The 19857-nt window shown below is 45.3% G+C and carries 15 protein-coding genes; 1 reads left to right on the top strand and 14 read right to left on the bottom strand.

Going from position 1 to position 19857, the window contains the following annotated elements; all coding sequences use genetic code 11:
* Positions 1-3: 3 nt before the first annotated feature.
* The 5 genes from DPF93_RS08530 to DPF93_RS08510 form a co-directional block, all read right to left on the bottom strand.
* A complete protein-coding gene (locus tag DPF93_RS08530) occupies positions 4-672 on the bottom strand; it encodes a TRAP transporter small permease (RefSeq protein ID WP_114765786.1) in 669 nt (222 codons plus the stop codon).
* 144 nt (positions 673-816) lie between these two features.
* Positions 817-1812 carry a TRAP transporter substrate-binding protein gene (locus DPF93_RS08525; RefSeq protein ID WP_114765785.1) on the bottom strand — a complete coding sequence of 332 codons (996 nt, stop codon included), beginning with the start codon at positions 1810-1812 and terminating at the stop codon, positions 817-819.
* Between the two features lie 1051 nt (positions 1813-2863).
* Positions 2864-4420: a hypothetical protein gene (locus DPF93_RS08520; RefSeq protein WP_114765784.1), complete on the bottom strand. Its 1557-nt coding sequence runs from the start codon at positions 4418-4420 to the stop codon at positions 2864-2866.
* Between the two features lie 249 nt (positions 4421-4669).
* Positions 4670-7588, bottom strand: coding sequence for a serine/threonine-protein kinase (locus DPF93_RS08515; protein WP_114765783.1), 2919 nt, complete (start codon positions 7586-7588; stop codon positions 4670-4672).
* A 4-nt stretch (positions 7589-7592) separates the two neighbouring features.
* Positions 7593-8177, bottom strand: coding sequence for an ECF-type sigma factor (locus DPF93_RS08510; protein ID WP_164675341.1), 585 nt, complete (start codon positions 8175-8177; stop codon positions 7593-7595).
* 314 nt (positions 8178-8491) lie between these two features.
* On the opposite strand from DPF93_RS08510, the gene DPF93_RS08505 reads away from it, so the two are divergent.
* Positions 8492-9253: a hypothetical protein gene (locus DPF93_RS08505; protein WP_114765781.1), complete on the top strand. Its 762-nt coding sequence runs from the start codon at positions 8492-8494 to the stop codon at positions 9251-9253.
* A 64-nt stretch (positions 9254-9317) separates the two neighbouring features.
* Here the strand turns inward: DPF93_RS08505 and yghU are convergent, their stop codons facing one another.
* The 9 genes from yghU to DPF93_RS08460 all read right to left on the bottom strand — a co-directional run bounded on the left by yghU (position 9318) and on the right by DPF93_RS08460 (position 19712).
* The gene (gene yghU, locus DPF93_RS08500; protein WP_114765780.1) at positions 9318-10178 is read right to left on the bottom strand and encodes a glutathione-dependent disulfide-bond oxidoreductase; all 861 of its coding nucleotides are present in this window, start codon (positions 10176-10178) and stop codon (positions 9318-9320) included.
* Between the two features lie 125 nt (positions 10179-10303).
* Positions 10304-12703 (bottom strand): peptidase associated/transthyretin-like domain-containing protein, encoded by a 2400-nt coding sequence (locus tag DPF93_RS08495; protein ID WP_114765779.1) that lies wholly within the window; start codon positions 12701-12703, stop codon positions 10304-10306.
* A gap of 9 nt (positions 12704-12712) precedes the next feature.
* On the bottom strand, positions 12713-14167 hold the full coding sequence (locus DPF93_RS08490; RefSeq protein ID WP_114765778.1) for a glycerophosphodiester phosphodiesterase: 1455 nt from the start codon (positions 14165-14167) through the stop codon (positions 12713-12715).
* A gap of 9 nt (positions 14168-14176) precedes the next feature.
* On the bottom strand, positions 14177-14623 hold the full coding sequence (locus tag DPF93_RS08485; RefSeq protein ID WP_114765777.1) for a hypothetical protein: 447 nt from the start codon (positions 14621-14623) through the stop codon (positions 14177-14179).
* A gap of 15 nt (positions 14624-14638) precedes the next feature.
* Positions 14639-15664: a hypothetical protein gene (locus tag DPF93_RS08480; protein ID WP_114765776.1), complete on the bottom strand. Its 1026-nt coding sequence runs from the start codon at positions 15662-15664 to the stop codon at positions 14639-14641.
* A complete protein-coding gene (locus DPF93_RS08475) occupies positions 15646-15927 on the bottom strand; it encodes a hypothetical protein (RefSeq protein WP_114765775.1) in 282 nt (93 codons plus the stop codon). The genes DPF93_RS08480 and DPF93_RS08475 overlap by 19 nt, the downstream gene beginning before the upstream one ends.
* On the bottom strand, positions 15920-16189 hold the full coding sequence (locus DPF93_RS08470; RefSeq protein ID WP_114765774.1) for a hypothetical protein: 270 nt from the start codon (positions 16187-16189) through the stop codon (positions 15920-15922). Before DPF93_RS08470 ends, DPF93_RS08475 begins: the two co-directional genes overlap by 8 nt.
* A gap of 3 nt (positions 16190-16192) precedes the next feature.
* Positions 16193-19072: an FtsK/SpoIIIE domain-containing protein gene (locus DPF93_RS08465; protein WP_114765773.1), complete on the bottom strand. Its 2880-nt coding sequence runs from the start codon at positions 19070-19072 to the stop codon at positions 16193-16195.
* A gap of 10 nt (positions 19073-19082) precedes the next feature.
* Positions 19083-19712, bottom strand: coding sequence for an MlaD family protein (locus DPF93_RS08460; RefSeq protein ID WP_114765772.1), 630 nt, complete (start codon positions 19710-19712; stop codon positions 19083-19085).
* Positions 19713-19857 lie beyond the last annotated feature (145 nt).

The following is a 19857-nucleotide window of genomic DNA, read 5'->3' as shown; positions in this document are numbered from 1 at the left end:
TACCTAGCTCTCCTTGTCGCTTTTATTATTTTTTGTATCCATCGCATCACCGGCATCTGCCAGCTCTGCTTTCAGTGCTTCTAAATCTTCCTCAGCTTCATGACCTGCAATCAAACGATCTTGTTTGTTGGTTGCGATGTACCAAGTCACCTGTGCAAAACGGAAGGTCAGCAGTGCCATGCCAATTGGTAGAGCCATATAAGGAATAAAGCGCGGCATCTTTTCATAACGCTCGCCTTCGTTGAGCCAATCCGCTAGAAATTGCAGCATTTCTGGCATTGGAATATCGTCAGTTTCATACCAAGCTCGGTCAGTAACAAATGGGAACCAGTAGTTCCACGAACCAATCAGTAGCAAGGTAGAAAAAGCTAAACAGCAGGCTGCTGCCAGCAAGGCGTAGATTTTACGTAGCTTCTCTGGCGCCATGTTGATGATCACATCGACACCGATATGAAAGTGCTTTTTGACCCCATAAGAGGCACCGACGAGCACCATCCAAGCAAACATAAACACGGTGAGCTCCAATGCCCAAAGTATGTTGTCGTTAAACACGTAACGTGAAATGACGTTAGCAAACGTCAGCAAAGTCATTGCGCCGAGGAAAAAGGCAATCAAGGACTCTTCAATGGCGTCAGTTACCCGTCCGACTTTGGTAAAAAATGACTGTTCCATAGTTATTCGCTTCTAAAATTGTTTCCCTGAAAGAGAAAAAAGAAAACAGGTCCTTCTCCCGAAATACCCAAGCAATCTCAAAAAAGGGGGAATAAGACTACTTGGATATAAAGGACCTAAAATTTACCCAGTGTTCACCGGTGATTATTTATTAGAATCTAGAGCGGCTTGGATAAGATCAGAGCCAATGTCTTTCTCAAACTTATTCCAAACAGGTTGAAGTGCCGTAACCCACTGCTGACGCTGCTCAGGCGTTAAAGTACGCACCACACCACCCGCTTCGATGATGTTGGCTTTGTTTTGGTTATTTACCTTAGTAGATTCAGCGTTACGTGTCGCCGTCACTTCTTGAATAATCGTGTTTAGCTGCTTGCGTTGATCATCTGGTAAACCTTTCCAGAAATCCGTTGAAGTTACGACTAGATAATCAAGAATGCCGTGGTTGGTTTCAGTGATACCGTCTTGAACTTCGAAGAACTTCTTACCGTAGATGTTTGACCATGTGTTCTCTTGACCATCAATAACTTTCGTTTGCAGACCACCGTACACTTCTTTAAATGACATCTTCTGAGGGTTTGCGCCTAGCTGCTCAAACTGCGCCACCAATACGTCGGATGCTTGAACACGGAATTTCAAACCTTCTGCATCTTGAGGCGTCAGTAATGGCTTGTTTGCCGACATCTGCTTCATGCCGTTATGCCAGAATGCCAGACCTTGTAGACCACGGCGGTTCATCGCATTTTTCAGCTTCTCACCCGATTCTGAGTTTTGGAAACGGTCAACCGCGTCAACATCTTCAAATAGGAATGGCAAGTCAAAGATACGGTACTTTTTCGTGAACTTTTCAAACTTTGATAGAGAAGGGGCAGCAAGTTGCACGTCGCCGTTCAGTAGCGCTTCCAAAACTTTATTATCATCGTATAGCGTTGAGTTTGGGAAAACCTGCATACAGACTTGACCATTCATCTCATCGTTTACCCGCTGTTCCAGTAGCGAAGCGGCAATGCCTTTCGGGTGTTTATCTGTGTTGGTTACGTGGCTGAATTTGATCACTGTCTCACCAGGATCACAAGCTGCCATCGCATTAAAGCTTGTTGCTGCCAGAACAGATACAGATAGTAGGGTCAAAGGCTTAAACATTATTATTCTCCTTGTTAAGTGGACAACCCCATCACTGGGTGTTGATGCTTAACTAAGGGCAATAAGCGCGCCAATTTAGTTAAATAAATGTAAATTTATTGTTTTACAGATAGTTAGAACATTCTAAGTATCGTCCCTATCCAATTCATCACCGAACTCAAAATAAAGATGGGTGGAAATCCACCCATCAAAATTGGGCAATTGGGTCACTTTCCCCCAATTTTTACTCACGATAATCAACGGCTAAGCCAGCTAGTTCTGAGAGCAATTAATCTAGCTTTAGGTCGTTCAATTTGAACACCGATTTTGCTTTTTTAACCAAGTTAAAGCAGCTTTATCAGGCAAAGCGAAGTTAATAACAAACTCACGACTGAAAAGTAGCGATAGAGCATTTTCTTGATGACTAAAATTTCATCGGGCGGTGAGAGATTTTGCGTAGCTAAGCGTAACAATTCGAGCAAAACTATCGTTGGTCGCAAGAGATAGAGAATAGATTGACTAGAAAAGAATAGAGGTGTGACTGACAAAAATAATATGTGGGCACTAGAAAAATCGCGTTACGAGTTAGTACCCACACACTTGGTAAGGCTTGACTATACTAAGTGTTGTACGAAAAAAAACACACTTACAATACCTGCCAGCGAAAAAATGCAAGTACGGCTAATCACTCCAAAATTGGAAGGTTGTATCATTTCTTGTTCTCTCATAACCACCTCACTTAATATGACATCTTAATTACAATAATATGAAAATTGGGCGAATTAACAATTTTTTTATGATGAACTTTTTGTGACACTATTTGAACAATCTCACATTTAACTATCAGAATTTGGCAGGTTTTGTCAGATAAAGATGACACTTTTACTAGCCACGTAATTTCTCGAGCCAATAAGGCTATTTTTCATATTTTTCCACCGCTTCAACTTGCATCCACCGAGTAAGATTCATAATGCAAGAACATCAAATGATCTCAACATGTTGCTCTGAAGGTAAGCGTTTGGATTAGTGATAAAAAAGAAGCCAGTCACACTGGCTTCTATCTAGGAAGGAATTAAGAAGATTGTTCGATCTTTTGCGCGCGGCTACGCGCTCTCTCAGCGTCTCTAACTTGGCTTGTTAACTTACGCTGTTTTTTAGTTAACTGCTGAACTATATCTTTCTTGATTGACCACTGACTATTTAAAGCCGCTTGTTTGGTTTCAAAATTTGCTTCCAGATCTTTCTTGGCTTTTATCTGGGCAGCCTTGAAATCGGATTCCAAAGTACGATATTGCTCGGTGATCTGCTTAGCTTGATCCTTCTCGCCTTGGCGTAGCTGCTTATAACTCTGCTCATTCACTTCAATATCAGTCTGTGCTTGTGCAATCGCCTGTTCAAACTGTGGGTAGCTTGCGTCTTTAATTTGTTGCTGCTTTTGCTTGCTAGCATCTTTCATTTCGCTTGACTGTGCTTTTTCTTGTGTTTGGTAGTCAGCCACTGCAGCTTTGTAGTTCGCGTTTACGTCATTTCGACGCTGCTTGAAGTCTTCTTTAATCTCTGCACGAGCCACTTTATATGCATCACTGTCTAACGACTGTTTTTTATCAGCGAGTATTGCCTTCTCTTGCGCTTTTAGATCAGCAGATTGGGCTTTCTTCTGCGCCGACGCTTCTGCTTTTAGCTCTTTATACTGAGCTTTAAGCGCTGCCAATTGCTGTTTGACTTGCTCCTTATCTTCATTGATCAAGCCTCTAATATGATCCTTTTGCTCTTTCTCTAGCGCATAAACTTGCGCTTTAAGCGCTTTTTTCTGTTCGCTCAACTGTGTACGCTGCGCGTCATAACTCTGCTTATTGTTATCTAAGGCCAAGCGATACGCCGCTTTCTCTTTGTCATAGAAGGCTTGCTTTTCAGCATCAAGTCTCGCGGTTAGATCGTTGAAAGCTTGTTTTTTCTCTTGTTTTAACTCGTTTTGGCGCGTTTGAAATTGCTGCATCTCAGGGTCTAAAATCGCAAGGTCAGCTTTTACTTTTTCAAGTAATGCGTTATCACGCTCAATAGCCTTGGTTGCTACATCAACCACATCATCCAAATCCCCATGTTTGACTAACTCAGAGAAAGAGCTCATTGCCTTGCGTGCTTGCTGGTCCGTCTTGCTCGCGCTGCTAAATGGTTTGGTGTTAAAGATGGTACCAAACTCATCATCAGAGTCTTTGAAATCAACAAATACCAGCCCGCCATTGAATGTATGACTGTCTCCCTTTTGAATCACCGGGGTGAGATAAGTCTTACCATCGACCTGACCAACCGTCGTTAATAAATCCTCTTGCCCCACATACTCCACTTCAATGTCCAAACGATACTGTTTGATTTCACTGTTCTCAGCACCTAAAGCCTGACCCAACTTATGCAAAACGAGCCAATCTTTATCGACTGGCATCTCTTTACCAACCTCGACATCGACGACTTTCCAACCACGATGGAAAGCAAGTTCTTGTTGCAGGGATTGTTCTATTTCAGATTCACTTGGCAGACTCGATCCCCAAAAGGCATAACCAGGTGATGAAACAAGCATGGTGCAAGCAGACAAAAGCGAAAGAAGCGGGTATTTGATTTGCGTCATTTGCATGAGGGGTCCCTTTTTATAAAAAACTCATTATGGAGATTCCAAACGAATTAGCGTTTACTCTGCTCTCAGTTGATTAGCCGTTAATTAATATTTCTGTTAATTACACAGCCATTCTGACTGTTTGTTGAGCTATCTCTCATACGTGATTGTTACCCACTACGCGAACTGCGCTCGGGCTGTTAAGGGACAATTTAGGTTAAGCGCGCGGTAATAACGATGTACGTTTATTCAAAAAAAACACGCAAAACTTTATTCATCTAATGACAGAAGCTTTTGATAATAACTTTGATAAGACGCTGGTAATTCAGATAACCCTGTGGAAGATTGGAGCCAGTCTTTGAGCCTATTAATCTCATTAATATCACTGCGGCTACGCAGCGCTAAGCCATATTGAAACAGATAGTTTTTCGCTGCATGGTAGCTATCCGTCTGCTGTTCATACTGCTCAATTTCTGCATATCGTTTGAGTGATGACAAAGCCTCACTTGCAGCGCCTGGCTTCTTACGCCCATAGAGGAATATCACCTCATTTTTGACATCTTCTGCAAGCCACATCGGCGTGTCCGTAAAGTCATGCCATGAAGCAACATCGCCCAATATCGCCATCGCACGTTCGGGTTGCCCACCGATTTGATACAAATAGCTGATAAATGCTCGCCAGCCAAAAGAACTAAGCTGCTGCTGTTTGGCGATCTTATCCATGCCGGACCAATCTTTGTTGCTTGCCGCCAGCATCAGTGGGTATTCACTGCCAAAATAGCTGCGCTTTATTGTTTCACTCACTTCACCAACATAATCAAGGTAGTACTGAAACCTACGCTGTTCGAATTGCATAAATTGCTCAGCAAAATCGGCAATGGGCGGCATATCTCGTTGGTAAAGTGCAATCAATATCTCGGATTGCAACAATCCACTTTGGTTGTACTGTGGATTTTGGCTCACGCTGGGATGTACGCTTAGTAAGCTGAGTTCTTGCGCCTTGGTCACCATGCCTAGCTCAAGTGCATTCATCATTTGCTTGTTCACCGCTTCCAGCATACCGGCAGAATGACCGGTAAATTGTTCGATAAGATCCGCTTGATATTGCTGTATCAACTGCTGATTTTCACGATAATCGAAACTGGTTAAAACCATCGAGGCAGTTTTCGCCATCGTCAAAAACTCGGTCGGTTTTCGGTCGGTTTGCGAGGTCAGCAGTTGCTCAATCTCACTGCGCGCTAGCACCACTTGTTCATCCTTAGAGCGCGTCGCAATATACCTGATTTGCGACAACTCACTCAGTGAGTATTGATCGCGCTGAGCCAACAGGCGCGTTAACTCCCCATCAATTTCAGCGGGCAACGGTTTTAGATAATCCTGCGCAGCCAAGTGATTCAAAATTGAATTGTTAGCGGTATAGCTTGAATAAAGCGCAAGTAACTCTATTTGCTGGCTGGCAGACAGAGTGCGCCATTCATCCTGTTTGAGGTTATCGAGCAGTAGCTGTTGCAGTTTTGTATAACGTGCTTGTTGTTCATCCAGCGAGTAAGGACGAATCACGCCAAGTGCATAAAAAGCGGTCAGCAATTCGTCAAATGACAGTCGCTTGCTGACGTCGATAAGAGAAAAATAGTCAGCAAGCTTATCTTGGTTGTAATCTACCGCTTCAATCAGATGGGGATTTTTCAGCCATTCCTGCTCGACAGCCATACTGCCCCCGAGCGCGTAGTTGGTATGTAAGTATTGGGCGCCTGCTATGCGAAATGCCCAGCGATCAATACTTAGTTGCTGCTTGTAATCCCAGCTGTCATTTTCAAGGCGAGCAAGCAACTCTTCAGCAAGATCAATCTGTTGGGTATCAAACAGTCCTGAAATCAGACCTATCCCTGTTTGGTATTTGGCATCAAGCTCCAACTCACTTTCACCTAACAGCCAGTTTTTTGCCGCATATTGATATAGCGAGTCAACACTTTGCGCCTGATAGTAATAGCTCAGCGAAGGTAAGTTGTTGCTCAGCGTTTTCTCCATTTGCGCGATAACTTGTTCACTCGAGCGCTGCTTTCGCTGCAGTTCACTATTATGTTTGAGTGTTAAAGCGACAAAAACTGCCACGCTACACAGCGTCAAAGCCACACTACCAAAGCGCCAAGGATGACGACGCAGTTGTTTGCCCACTCGATAAAAAGCGTCTGTTCGATAGACATCTACCGGGAAATGATTGAGCGAGCGGGTAATATCAAGATAAAGCTCCGCAGCGGAGAAATAACGTTGTTGAGGTTTGGCGGCGGTTGCTTTAGCGATAATAGCGGCAAATTCTGCCTCAGTAGTTCGTCGCAGTATCACGTCAGCAAATAGGGTTTGAATAATCAGCCCCATCGAATAGACATCAGACTGGGAATAGCTCCAACGACCTTGCTTTTGCTCCGGTGACGACCACTTTTCCGAGTAGCCTTGAATATAACTCAGCTCACCTGACGACAAGTGCGATTGTTCAATGCGCTTAGCCAGTCCTAAGTCGATTAATTTGAGCTTTTGCTCGGGTGTTATCATGATATTTTGCGGCTTAAGATCACCATGAAAGATATGCTGTGCATGGGCATATTTCAGAGCTTGGCAAAGTTGATGCAACACTTCCAAGCGGGCAGTTTGGCTCGGCAGTGTCTCTAACCACGCTTCCAACGTCGTACCTTGGATGTATTCCATCACAATACACGCGCTGCCTTCGATATTGTCAAAACCATACACGCGACAGATATTCGGGTGATCAAGGTCTATCAAACTCGACGCTTCACGAAAAAAATATTTCTCAATATTTTTCGCGCTAATCACATCACGTCGTAGGACTTTGATCGCCGCTTGATGCGTTGTGCTCTGTCCTTCACTGCCTTTGACAATTTGCTCACCAAGGTAGATGCGCCCCATCCCGCCTGATTCAGATAACGGATTAACGATGGTAAAGCCCATGGCAGAACAGCCAGTTAAGTCCGCTCCCTGAGACGCAAACTGAACAAATGAGCTTAACCCGCTCTCTTGCTCATCTTCATCGAGTTTTATCTCTAACATCTCGGCGAGATCATTAGCGATCTCGAGATCGATTTGAGCAATTTGTGCCAAGCGCTCTCGCCTCGCTTGCTCATCTAACTCCAAGAGTTCAATGTAGAGTTCCGTTGCGTCTAAAGAATCATCCATATCATTAACTTAGTTTTTTCTGCAGCCAGACTTGGGCAAATTTCAAATCATTGTCGACGGTGCGTTTCGATACCCCTTTCAAATCGGCGATTTCAGTAATCGATGCCGTTGAAAAATGCTTGAGTTCAAATACTTCAAATTGTCTTGGATAACGACTGCGCATCTCTTCTAACGCGATATAGAGATCGCGATTTAACTCATGCTGGCTGGAAAACTCAGCAGGGATCGCCTCTTGAACTTGTTCAAGTAATTGCTCGGAAGTCGAAACCTTGTCGAGGCAATGATGGGGTTTACCAAACAAAAGATGCCAAACTGACACCCTGACATATTCAAAAAAATCTCGGCGGCTTTCCATCGGTGTCTCATCATGACGCCAGCGATGAAGCTTAACAATTGACTCATTCGCCAATTCAGTGACCGAGCTTTCACGCAACAATGTATCGGTCGGGCGTTGGGTACGCATCAAGTTGGCGATAACGGCTTTAATATCGTCATAAACATGATGGAAAAGCTCCTGACTGGCATCCTTATCTCGGCTTTGCCAACCCATCAACAATCTTGTCGCATGCTCTATATCGTATAGTGACACTTTATTCTCCAATAACTTGTCTATTGGAACTATGCTACTCGACGAGCATAAAAAGCGACATTGTGTATGTTGTGTTTTGTTAACTGTTTCGACCATTGCATACTTCCGAGCCGATGTTTGTGTTGCCACTCTTATCCATCGTGCTTCATTCTCGTGTTTTCATCTAGAGACACAACAAGCTATAAATTGCGCAGTTTTTCTTAAGTTTGCATAGCGAAAAGAGAGCTTCATCAGCCTGATGGACTCTGCTGCTGGTGAGATAGCGGCGAGGATGTAGAATAAATAAACCACCAGAGTCGACTCAGGAAAGAGATATGCACAAAGTTCTAGCCAGTGCATTGCTGCTGTGTAGTTTTAGCGTCAGTGCGGATTATAAAAATTTTGCTTGGAGCATCAGTGATAAGCAAGGCAATCGCGTTTACGATACCAACAACGTTATAAAAGCCGCCATTGAACAAGACCGCTTTATCCCTCTTACCTATAATGCAGAATTTGAAAGTGCCGCCGCGGATCTGTTTCGCCAAATCGACACATTAGGTCAATTTGAACTCAATGCCTTTGCCTCTCCTGCTTTAATTAAAGGGATTCAGCAACTCGTGAATGAGTTTGCCTGTGCCACCTATCGCTTTGAAAAACGGCACGGTGAGACAAGTCAGTGTAATGGCTTGGTTAAAGATAAGGATGTAAAGGAAGGCAAGCCATTTCAAAGTGGTCAATTTGTTAAAAATCGGCTTGATGTGACCATCAATAGCGTTAGACCAAACATGCCCAACCGAAGTTACGATATTTATCTGCCCAGTAGCGAGGAGGTCTCGCTCGATTACACTTGGGGAGCTGTCCATGAACTCGGGTCATTTTTCGTCCGAGCTCGAGACAACAAAGACACCATCCTCACGGTTTATATCGACGGCTACAAGTTGGATGGCAACGGTGAGCGCAGCAATCGCATTACCAAACTGCCGGAAATTATCTTTGTTGTGATACCGCGCGCCTCAAAAATTGGCGATCAAAGCAGCCAAAATGCCGCAGCCTCGTTTGCTCGCTCCGACGCTGACATTATTGTCCCACTCTATTAATTTATCGCGATAAATCACTCTCTAAATAACAAGAAAGCCCTTTTCAGGGCTTTCTTAGTTTCGACTATTTAGGCTGCTTAGCCAGCGCTTGATCGATATCATCAGCGCTGTGACGCTCAGGAACTTGTTCCCACTCCTCACCCCATGAACGATTGACAATTCGCCCACGCTGCACCGCTTGACGCTCAGCAATTTCACGCGCCCAACGTAATAAATTTGGATAGCTTTGCACATCCAAAAATTCTGCCGCATCGTAAGCATTGCCCAAAACAAGGTTACCGTACCAAGGCCACGTCGCGATATCAGCGATAGAGTATTGCTCACCCGCCAGATAACGATTGTCTGCCAGACGCTGATCTAAAACGTCAAGCTGACGCTTTGTTTCCATGGTGAAACGATTTATTGGGTATTCAAATTTCTCAGGTGCATACGCATAGAAATGACCGAAGCCGCCGCCCAGATAAGGCGCGCTACCTTGCAGCCAAAATAGCCAGTTAAGCGCTACGGTTTTAGTCGCTGGATCTTGTGGTAATAAACACCCAAATTTCTCCGCGAGGTAAAGCAGAATATGACCAGATTCAAACACGTGCACCGCTGGTGACACCGAGTTATCAACCAGAGCGGGAATTTTAGAGTTAGGGTTAACCGCAACAAAGCCAGAAGAGAATTGATCGCCATCGCCGATACGAATCATATGGGCATTATACTGCGCATCGCTGATGCCAAGTGCCAGCAGCTCTTCAAGCATAATGGTGACTTTCTGCCCGTTTGGGGTACCCATAGAGTAGAGTTGAAGAGGATGTTCACCAACAGGTAAAGCTTGCTCGTGTCGTGCACCAGCAGTTGGTCGATTTATGCTCGCCCACGTGCCACCAGTCTCGATATCGTCTTTCCATACTTTTGGTGGTGTATATTCACTTGCCATGACTCTTTCCCTTATTTTGTTTTTATAACATTAAAGGATTTGGAGGTTGTGCGTACAAAAAACAACCCCTTGGCGCGACTAATTAGATAGTAAATAAAAAGCCCCTGAAACTCAGGGGCTTGACGTTAGCTTTTCGTCACGTTGACTTGGTGAGTCGCACTTTTCTTATTGTGCGCCACCCACACACGCTTAGTCTTGTAACCAGGCGCACTTACTTCTACATGATAGTTGCCCGCTGGCAGCTTCATCCCCGCTTTATATTTAGGCTTAATGTTCATTACCCGAATACGTGGATTTGCCGCGTTGGTCTTGACGATAAACGGTAAGTCAACCAATTGCCCAGTCTCAACTATCGCTTGCTTTTGCTCCTCAAACCCCTCGCGCATCTCTTGTGAAGCGCGCTGTTTAGGCGGGTTCAACTCTGCCATGACCAACTTGTCCATCACGCCAATAGGATGCTCTAAAGTATTTTCAAACCATTGTGTGATTTTCATGCTGGCGTCGAGGTTAGCACCAATTGGATGCACAATTGGCTGGGTGTGTAAGACCCACTTCAATGCTAAAGAGCCCGCCGGAGAAATACTTTCTTCAACTTTATCGAGGAAATAAGTCGTGGTCGATTTCTCCTCGGTAAACTTCGAACTCCCCACTAGCAGCGGCACGGCAAAGACTGCAATCATCAATGCCACAGAAAGCATAGGACCTACCCATTTCTCCCATGGTTTTTGTACGCCGCTGTGGTCCGCGTCGTAATCGACCAACGCCCAGAACTTAAATGGCAGCTTCACAAACGTCAGTAAGACCAGCATCAACGACAGAGACATCGAAATCGGAGGCACAATGATCGAGCGCAGTGCTGCTTTACCGTTCTCGGCTAAAGGCGCACCATCTTCAAATTGCGAACGAGCGGATTCAATATAACGTAACCAATACTGTGTCTCGCGGTGAATATTGGGCGTGATAACCTTGTCGTAAAACTGCTTGTTATTCCAATCAGCCATCATTGGCTTGACGTAGCGACGTTCACCCATGGTTTGTAAGATCTGCTTTTGCACATCCGGGTGGGCTTGGAAAGCTTTCCAACTCAGGTTCGGTTTAAGATCCATACCTCGCTTGGCCATTTCAGCCTTCCACTTTTTGTTCGTTCTATTGCGAACTTCAGCTTTAACCTGATTTTTAAACGCCGTAACGTGGCTGACGCGCCAACTGCTCTTAAGATGAATACCTTCTTGCGCCGATCGTTGACGAACTTTGCTTGCCGTCACATCGTGTGCTCGGAACTCTTTGAAAGAGCGAATACCCATTGGATAACCCGTCTCACGCTTAAATTTATCCTTCCACAGCACGAGAATTCGTGGCGTATAGTGAGCAACTTCATTGGTAAAGACTTCATTGACTACTTCCTTGCCGCCATCACCGGTGACAATTTCCAGTCCGGCAACAATAGCCGATAGCCCGAGACTCCACGCCGTGTCTTCTAGCGTTGTGGTGCCTTTAGTGCGCCCTTTCTCTTTCTTAAGCCAATAGTTCATCTCGACATAAGGAAGACCAGCGCGGCTTAATGTTTTGGCATACTGCTTTTCTTCTGATTTTATACAGCGATCTAAGCGCTCTGGGTTTTTACGCTTACCGTTGTAGCGATCAATACAACGATTACGATCTTCAAAATGACGATAGATTTTTGGCGCTATATCTTGAGCGCGCGCTTCAGCGCGAGCGAGATAGGCTTTTTCGGCATTGCGGTAATCTTTCCAGCCATCGGATATATAGGTCTCTACTTTTCCCCAAATTCTGTCAGCACGCTTAGATGCACTGCCTAAGGATTGGTTATAGTCATCGACCCCATACTGATAACTTTTGTAGGAATCAACTATCTTTGCCTGCATGCCTTTATAGTCAGCATAGTAATCATCAAACTGGGAATTCGCCTTGTTCTCAATATAGCGATTTAAGATCTCGCGTTTCTTATCTTCAACATGGTGGATAAAATCATCATTGGCGTAAACGAGCCCCCCCATCATGGCAAGAAACGTCATCTCCGTCGGAGAATTGGCATGCTCAGGTTGGTATGGTAACCCTTTAATTTGCACAGCATTGGCGGCCAAGCTTGAACGTAAAATTGAGGCAAAAAAGGCTTCTTGGCGCTGCTGTGAAGTAGAAGGTTCGACCAACATCTTATCGATCAATAACTTTTGACCAAAGAATACGGTTGGCCAAACGATCAAGGCGATCACCAATAGGCTGGTTAACGCCCTTGGCACTGTGCTGACTAATCGCCCTTTAAGCAATAAGTCCGCAATAAGCAAGGTGACACCAATACCCGATATAGTTCGACCAAATAGCTCCACTAAGTGAAGCGTATTATCATCTAGAGAACCGCCGCCCGCGACTTCCACCAACTTGGCGTTAAATACCACCTCTGGAATAAGATAGAGCAAAGATAAAACAAACAGGGTTATCGCAAACCACTTTGGTTTGGGTTTTGACGCCGCTGGATTTGCCGCGTTTTCATTACTAATAGCCATACTGATTTCTTACTTTGGTACTTCGATATTGATAGGTTTTGACTCAAGAGACAGCTCTTCATCTTGAGGGATGAAGATCATTGTCGCGCTCTTAGTTGATGTTGTTTTGGTCGTAGTGCGTTGTACTGTTTTTGCAGTACTACGTTGAGACACTGAACGGACATCACCCGCAGCGCTTAGATAATGGTTATCCGCCAAATACATCACTTGCTCTTCTAGGCGTAGGAAGTTGGCATCACTTGGCAAACGCATGATGGCACGACCGTATTCCGTTGTCGGTTGATAAGCACTTTTCTTGCTCGCGAGCTGCGGATTAAGCTGATGGCATATCTCAAATTTCGACGTATCCATGATCACTTCATCCGGCAAGTTACGGCGCATTTTCTTAAGCGCAACCAGCTGCTTTTGGTGGTATTCGCTGCCATTAATGGTGTAGGTTGCCACCCGCTTTAAGCCCGCTTGCTTGGAACGAGTGTAAATCGTCGAAGCTCCAACAAAACTGCGAATATCGACGTGCAGCCCGCTATTTGCTCCTAATGCACTACGCACAGTTTTAGCGGAATATTTGGTTGATTTGCTGCGCGATCGCTTACGCGCTTCGTAGTCAGACACCCAGTTGAGTTGACGTTGGTATTTCTGATACAAAGGATCTGAGCGCACCGCTTTACGTGCCGTGCGTTTAGCTTGCGCAATAGAGGTTGGGTGCGGCTCCCATACGTAGCCCAGGTACACCTGCTTATCGAGCTCACGCATGTGTTTTAAAACATCGAACTCCATTGAGCTAAAGAAGTAACTGCCCGATGGTAAAGTAGAGCGCGCCATTTTGAGCAAATAAGAGAGCTCAACAATATCTGCATCTTCTTTAATCTCGATATTCAGTTGTTGACCCGGCTGATAACTGCTCGCCCAGCGCTTGAGTGCATCAATCACATACGGCGCACGTTCATCGGTTAAATGACCATCTTTATCACGCACAACCAAGCTATTCCATTCATCGCCATGGATGCGCGACATCTTAAAACGCTTACCATCGTAGCGACCTGTTGCTCGACCCGTGCGGCTATCGTGATGAACCACCCAATAGCCATCACGAGTCAACATCACATCAATTTCAACCCCATCGAAACCACCTAGCGCACCCATTAAAATGCCCGATTCTGAGTTTTCCGGATAGTTGTAGTGACCTCGATGAGCATAAACCTCAACCGGGCATTGCTGTGAGTTAATGTATGCCGGTGTTTGAGCGGCAGTCCAATAAAGACCGCGCGTTGATAACGCATACTGAATATCTTGCACTTCAGTAGGTGTAAACTGTGACAGTTTAAACACGCGCCCCTCCGCACCAATTGGGAGGTGTTCCAGACCGGCAATCTCATCTTGATGCTCAGTGACGTCATCGACACTCGAACAGCCCGCTAACACCACCATCGCTAAGGCTAACCATAGCCACTTAGTTATTTTCATTTTGTATCCTTACATTGGGCTGACGTGGCTGTTGGCTGCGCGCTTCTGTTTAGCCACTTCTTTCTCTTGCTCTTCCGCTTGTTTTGAGAGCGATTCACTGGAACGCAATGTTCGATCTCGCTCATCACTTTGAGTATTCAATGTTGCCATCAATTGGGTGACATGTTCATGGTGATGAGAAGACTCAATCAACGACTGTTCGAGCTCAGCAAACCGATCTGCCGTGCGCTTTTTGGTCTCTAGGTAGGTCTGGCTTTGTTGTAAAAACTGCTCATATAGCTCGAGAAGTGGCGTCATGGAACGATTATTCACATTGCGCCCCGCACTATCACTCCATAGTGTGCGCAAGTTTTCCCAATGTTCTTGATAATGGCTCTTGGAAAAATAGGTCTGTTCACGCTCGTCTTGCAAGTTGACGAGTATGGTGCGGTAATAACTAGGTTCAAAAGCTGGCATGATTATTTCTTTTAATTATCGGCTACTTAATGGCTGATCATAGGCAATCAGCAAAGAAGTTTTGTCCTGTAAGGTGTATTTGAGGGTAAACACTTCGCCTTGAATTGACTCGTGTTGCGTTTCAAGATCGCGCACTTGTAAAAACGCTTGATTGGCTTCACTGTCTAACTGTGAGAGTAGCGAGGATTGTTGATTACAGGTTTGCTCAAAGCGCTCTAACTCGGCTTTGACATGATCTAAAGTTTGCAGGCAAGCTCGCGCCGATTCTTGGCTGTAGCCCGCTTGACGCTTACTATCATTCGCCACTTCTAATGCATAACTCGCCATGGTGACGGATTTTTCGCCGTCACTCTCAGCATTCTTTGCACCGTTTAACTGAGTTTGAGCGCGCCTTAACTCCTGAACGGCAAACTCTTCTTGATGCTGTGCTGCTCTGTGTTTCTCCCGACGAGCCTCAAGCTCGGCTATCGCCAGATAAGCTTTACGCTCTTCATAGGAAGTATCTGGCGGCTCTTCTCGATAAACATCTCGCCCTTGGCTATCGGTATATTGGAAAACACGAACATTGGGCTTGCTCTGTGCGATCTTCAATGCCAAACGAGCATCGAGTAAGTCTTGTTTAGCATCTTCAACTCTCGCCCTCATCAATTCCGTTTGCTGCTCACAATCGGACAGATGATTACGAGCCGCCTTGCACCAATTTTGCGCCTTGTTAACTTGCGACCGCCAAAAGTCATGCAGTTGGTGAGCATCGGTTAAACTTTTTTCGCCCACCGAGACATTTTCTGCTGCATGGTCCACCTGCACTTCAACGCGTTGCAAGCGACTCTGAGCGTACTCAAATGCCGTGGCATAATGCTCTTTGAGCGATTGATATAACTGATACACAGCTAAAACATCGCTCTTAGCCAAACCAAGATATTCTTGAGTAAGGTTGTTCATTGCCTGCGCTTGATAGAGTAATGAGCTAATGAGTTCGATTTGAAAGTCACTTTGGTAATCTAGCTCTTCCAATTGAGCGACTAACCACCTAGGTTGCATGTCGCCTCCTCTTCACTCTCTTGCAGTTGAGATTGACTCAAGTCGCGCCACGCTTGAAGCTTGCTCAACAAACTGTCACTTTGCGCCAGTAACAGATTGATTTCTGCCTCTGTATCTTCAGCCCCAAGACCATGGTAATGCTCGCGAAGGGCTGACCAACGCGCTTTTAGCGCATCAAGCGACGTTTCAATTTGCGTGTGGGCTTGATTGGCGCAGATCACCAACTCTTGTGCCGCTTCCTGCTTACGTAGCTCATTACTCATGCAAGTAACTCCTTAGCACAGCAAGTTTGTGGATCAACTGTTCAGACAAACCATTGCAGCGACCATTAGCGATTTGGCTCGCCAGTGTTTCGATTTCATTCATTTCGCGTTCTAAGCTAGGACGTACTTGCGCAGCGCAATCAGGCAGAAAACGCTCTGCCTGAGCACTTAACAGACCGACCTGCTTGCCAATTTGGCTACTCAGCGATTCCAGTTCACTGATCAAAAGCGGGATTTGTTCTTCAACTCGGTCTAAAGACATGGGTTAGCTCCACTTAGCGTAGTGGCTAGTCAATACCTGCAAACTCTCTTCAAACGATTTGCTGTCGCTGTAGCAATAAGGTTTAAATTTGCTTGGACGGTTTTGCATTTGATCAATATGCAGCGCATAAATTGGCTTGTTGCCATCGGCTTGCAGCTTCGCGGCATCACGAGTCTTAAGTAAACGGAAACTGTCCTCTTCAGACATCTGTAGCGCAATCTTATGACGGAAATTCTCAAGCTCGTTGCGGTCAAACGCCTTGGTTAGCGAACGCACGTTGTCGAAGCTTAGAACAAGGTGGATGCCATACTCTGAACCATACTCAAGCAGTGTCGCTAAATGAGCGCCACCTTCAGAGCCATGGACTTTCATGCCGAAGTTATTGTCTTGCTTCGCCAGTTCTCGAATTCGCTGAGCATCATTAACCACCACATAAATTGATGGTTCAGCCAGCATCTCCTCTTCATCCATTTCACGGCGTTTCTCATACTCCGCCATGACACTTAACAATTGTGGTTCAAAGTCTTTAAACTTCTCAGCGACGCTGGCACGGCCTTGCAATGCGGTTTGATTGACTAGATCCATCACGCCATACCAAGGCGAACCTTTAATACCACCTTCAAGAATATGGACTTGATATTCCTGCGCAGAAGCGTTGATTGGCAATTGCGCCAAGAAATAGCCCAGCATGCCTAAGCGAGCTTCATTGCTATCACCCACTAACAACAAATGTTCATGAGAACGACGACGCAATATTACTTTGGCTTGCCCATGTATATTCATCTCTTTACCCAACCAGAACACACTCGGATGCTCAATCGGATACCACTCACGCTCATTTAAACCCGCTTCGTTTTGCGGTTTATTTGCAATTGCAATCCACTCGTCTTCGCTTGGACGTTGGCTGTATTGCTCGAACAGCGCGTTAATTTGAGTATTTTCAACCACCTCAGGCTGCTCAGTGCCTGCAAGTAATACGGTGTGACAAGTACCTCCTTGTTGCTGCCACTTCTCCACCAGCTGTTTGATAAGATCTTTACAGTGATCGCCAGCGATATAAGCCACTCGCCCAGTATCACAAGGGACTTCATCCACACCGCCACTGTGGCTAATGACTACCTGCCCAGTTTCTGTACAGCCACGGATCAACTGCTTACCTTTCGAACCAAACTCTTGCAGCGAGGTGATCTCTTCACCACTCATCTTCATCGCAACACGCAAGTTGATATTGCTGAAAGTAGCTTGCGGCTGAGACATACCTGCGACAACAAATTTCTGAGAGCCAACGAACATATGGATACCAGCACTGCGGCTTTGTGAAGCGATCGCAGTCATCAACTGCGATCCCAACCCAGTTTTGTCATCTTCAAACAGAGTTTGATACTCATCGATAATCAGCATCAGCCTTGGGAATTTTCCTCCTGGAGAGCCATTGCGACGATAAGTGACAAAGTCAGGACATCCGTGCGCCTTGAAGGTTTCGTTGCGACGGTTCATCTCGTCCAAAACTTCTTGCAAAACGCTGCGCGCCAATTGTGGACTGGTATTCAGCGACACCACTTTGGCATGAGGGAATTTCGAATAACGTTTAAACTCAACTCCTTGCTTACCATCTATCAGATAAAACTGGAGATCTTCTGGACTGTAACGAGTGGCAAGCGACAAGATAAACGCATGATATAAATTCGATTTACCCGCGCCGGTCATTGCTGCCAACATACCATGTGACGAAGGCTGCTTATTACGTTCGCCAAACCACAGCTCGATATCATTCTTACGACTACCAGAACCACCAATTGGAGCCGAAATCATCTCTTCCGCGCTCTCTTGCCACCACTCATCTGAATTGGTTTGCACCACATCAGAAAAACCGAGTTTGGTCTCTTTTGGCTTAGCGCGGCTTAACCCTTCAAGGATGGCATCAATGGTTTTGCTCTCTCTGACATAATCTGCTGATAAAGTCCCCAGCCCTGAAGCATCGCAGTTATCATTGCCATACACATGGCGCAGCGCTGGGAACAAATCAGCACGGTTTAAGCCATTTGGCAGTTCCACATCAAAGTCATAATCGAGCAAGACAATTTTGCCGGCTTTAGGACCGGTGCGGGCTATCTTAGCGAGCAACTCAATTGAGCGACGGTCATACTGCTTAGGGAAATCTTTCGCCACGATCAATTCAAACTTAGCGTTACCAAGGATCTCTTCGTCAACGTCGATTAAGCGCTCAGTTTTGTTGTCTAAATAGCTGTTCTGAATACGGACAATATCGCTAAGAATTTCTTCCAATACGCGTGAAACATCGTTCTCAACTAAGCGTTTAAACGGTAGCTGTTTGGTGTAACTAAAGCTTTGTCCCATATGGGCGGGATCAATCAAGGTAAACATCGATGAATACGGCAACATTGTTGCCAAACGGAACACAAATGTATTGATGGTATGCACCGACGTTTCTGGATTGTGTTTAAAGAAATAACAATAATCGGCACTATAGAAAGGAACTTCCACCGGCAACTCGATAGACCTTTTACCTAAGTGTCCAAAGTCATGAGTGATCAGCTCACCTCCAACGACTAAGTTACGCGGTAGAAAGTTTTGCTCAAACTTATACTCTGACCAATCGAATTTATCTAAGCGCGCTCTAAGTGGCGGCGGCAATCGGCTATGGAGTCTCCCCATATTAGCCATTGCTTGATTTGCCTCTGCAACACTTTCTGCCAGCATGGCTTGGATTTGCTCTTGCACTTTAGGCAATACTTTTTCAGACAACAACGACACCACGTCATCAATGCTAGGGGCGATATTGCCTTGCGCCTCTTTTAGGCTCGCCACTAACTCTTGGCGCTTTGCATCAGCACCAAGCAAAATTTCATCAGATTCTCTCATCACACAAACCTTACATCATTTGGCTTTTAATAAAGCCTGCAACCACCAACACAAAACCTGCTGTCCACATCAGCTTCTTCTTAAGACTCTTGCGTCTTGCCTGTGCCGCAAGCGCCTGAGCTTCCAGTTCTAACTGCTCAGCTCTTTGCTGTGCTTGTAACTCTCCAATGCGGGAATAAAACTTATCTTCTTGCTGGCGCACTTGAGAAAGGGTTTGCGTAACATCTTGAACATTAGATGCAACTTGACTTTGCAACTGTTGCAATTGGTCACGCACACTTGGCTCAAGGGGTAATGTTGTCACGAGTGATTGAGTGGTTTGGTTGTGTCGCTCTATTTGGCTAAAGAGCTGCGCAGATTCGCGCGCTTGTTTGATCGCAGCCGACGGGTCTTCCCCGGCAAGTTGATCACGTAAAGAGGAGTTGAGTGTAGCGCGGTGATCCTGGAAGAACTCAGAGACACGTTCAATCGACTTTTGATATTCGTTCACGCTCTCTTTGACAGCTTTTTCATTGTCTTGCAGCTGTTGGTCACCACTGATAACTTTTTTACCAGACTCAAGGCAGGCTTCATGAGCTGATAAAAAGGCACGTTTAAACTCTTCGACACTAGCGAAGTTAGTTAAGCCTTTGTCTTGCATAGTTTTCCTAACTATAGATTTGATTGTTACATTCAAAAAAATGCACTAGGAGACTATACAAATGTCGCCTCCCTGGCTGACTTGCTCTAATAGAAACGTTCATGTTTCGAGCTATTTATAGTGAAAAAAGACCGTAACATTTCGC

It is taken from the genome of Vibrio rhodolitus (genome assembly GCF_003350325.1).
GTDB classification, from domain to species: Bacteria; Pseudomonadota; Gammaproteobacteria; order Enterobacterales; family Vibrionaceae; genus Vibrio; species Vibrio rhodolitus.
Note: the sequence above shows the minus strand (reverse complement) of the source record. Positions and strands in the feature narration are given on the sequence as shown.

Excerpts from the sequence above, each read along its gene's own strand:
- DPF93_RS08505 (WP_114765781.1), top strand. The coding sequence starts at position 8,492 with ATGCACAAAGTTCTAGCCAGTGCATTGCTGCTGTGTAGTTTTAGCGTC.
- DPF93_RS08485 (WP_114765777.1), bottom strand. The coding sequence starts at position 14,623 with ATGCCAGCTTTTGAACCTAGTTATTACCGCACCATACTCGTCAACTTG.
- DPF93_RS08470 (WP_114765774.1), bottom strand. The coding sequence starts at position 16,189 with ATGTCTTTAGACCGAGTTGAAGAACAAATCCCGCTTTTGATCAGTGAA.
- DPF93_RS08520 (WP_114765784.1), bottom strand. The coding sequence starts at position 4,420 with ATGCAAATGACGCAAATCAAATACCCGCTTCTTTCGCTTTTGTCTGCT.
- DPF93_RS08515 (WP_114765783.1), bottom strand. The coding sequence starts at position 7,588 with ATGGATGATTCTTTAGACGCAACGGAACTCTACATTGAACTCTTGGAG.
- DPF93_RS08490 (WP_114765778.1), bottom strand. The coding sequence starts at position 14,167 with ATGAAAATAACTAAGTGGCTATGGTTAGCCTTAGCGATGGTGGTGTTA.
- DPF93_RS08495 (WP_114765779.1), bottom strand. The coding sequence starts at position 12,703 with ATGGCTATTAGTAATGAAAACGCGGCAAATCCAGCGGCGTCAAAACCC.
- DPF93_RS08460 (WP_114765772.1), bottom strand. The coding sequence starts at position 19,712 with ATGCAAGACAAAGGCTTAACTAACTTCGCTAGTGTCGAAGAGTTTAAA.
- DPF93_RS08525 (WP_114765785.1), bottom strand. The coding sequence starts at position 1,812 with ATGTTTAAGCCTTTGACCCTACTATCTGTATCTGTTCTGGCAGCAACA.
- DPF93_RS08465 (WP_114765773.1), bottom strand. The coding sequence starts at position 19,072 with ATGAGAGAATCTGATGAAATTTTGCTTGGTGCTGATGCAAAGCGCCAA.
- DPF93_RS08475 (WP_114765775.1), bottom strand. The coding sequence starts at position 15,927 with ATGAGTAATGAGCTACGTAAGCAGGAAGCGGCACAAGAGTTGGTGATC.
- yghU (WP_114765780.1), bottom strand. The coding sequence starts at position 10,178 with ATGGCAAGTGAATATACACCACCAAAAGTATGGAAAGACGATATCGAG.
- DPF93_RS08530 (WP_114765786.1), bottom strand. The coding sequence starts at position 672 with ATGGAACAGTCATTTTTTACCAAAGTCGGACGGGTAACTGACGCCATT.
- DPF93_RS08480 (WP_114765776.1), bottom strand. The coding sequence starts at position 15,664 with ATGCAACCTAGGTGGTTAGTCGCTCAATTGGAAGAGCTAGATTACCAA.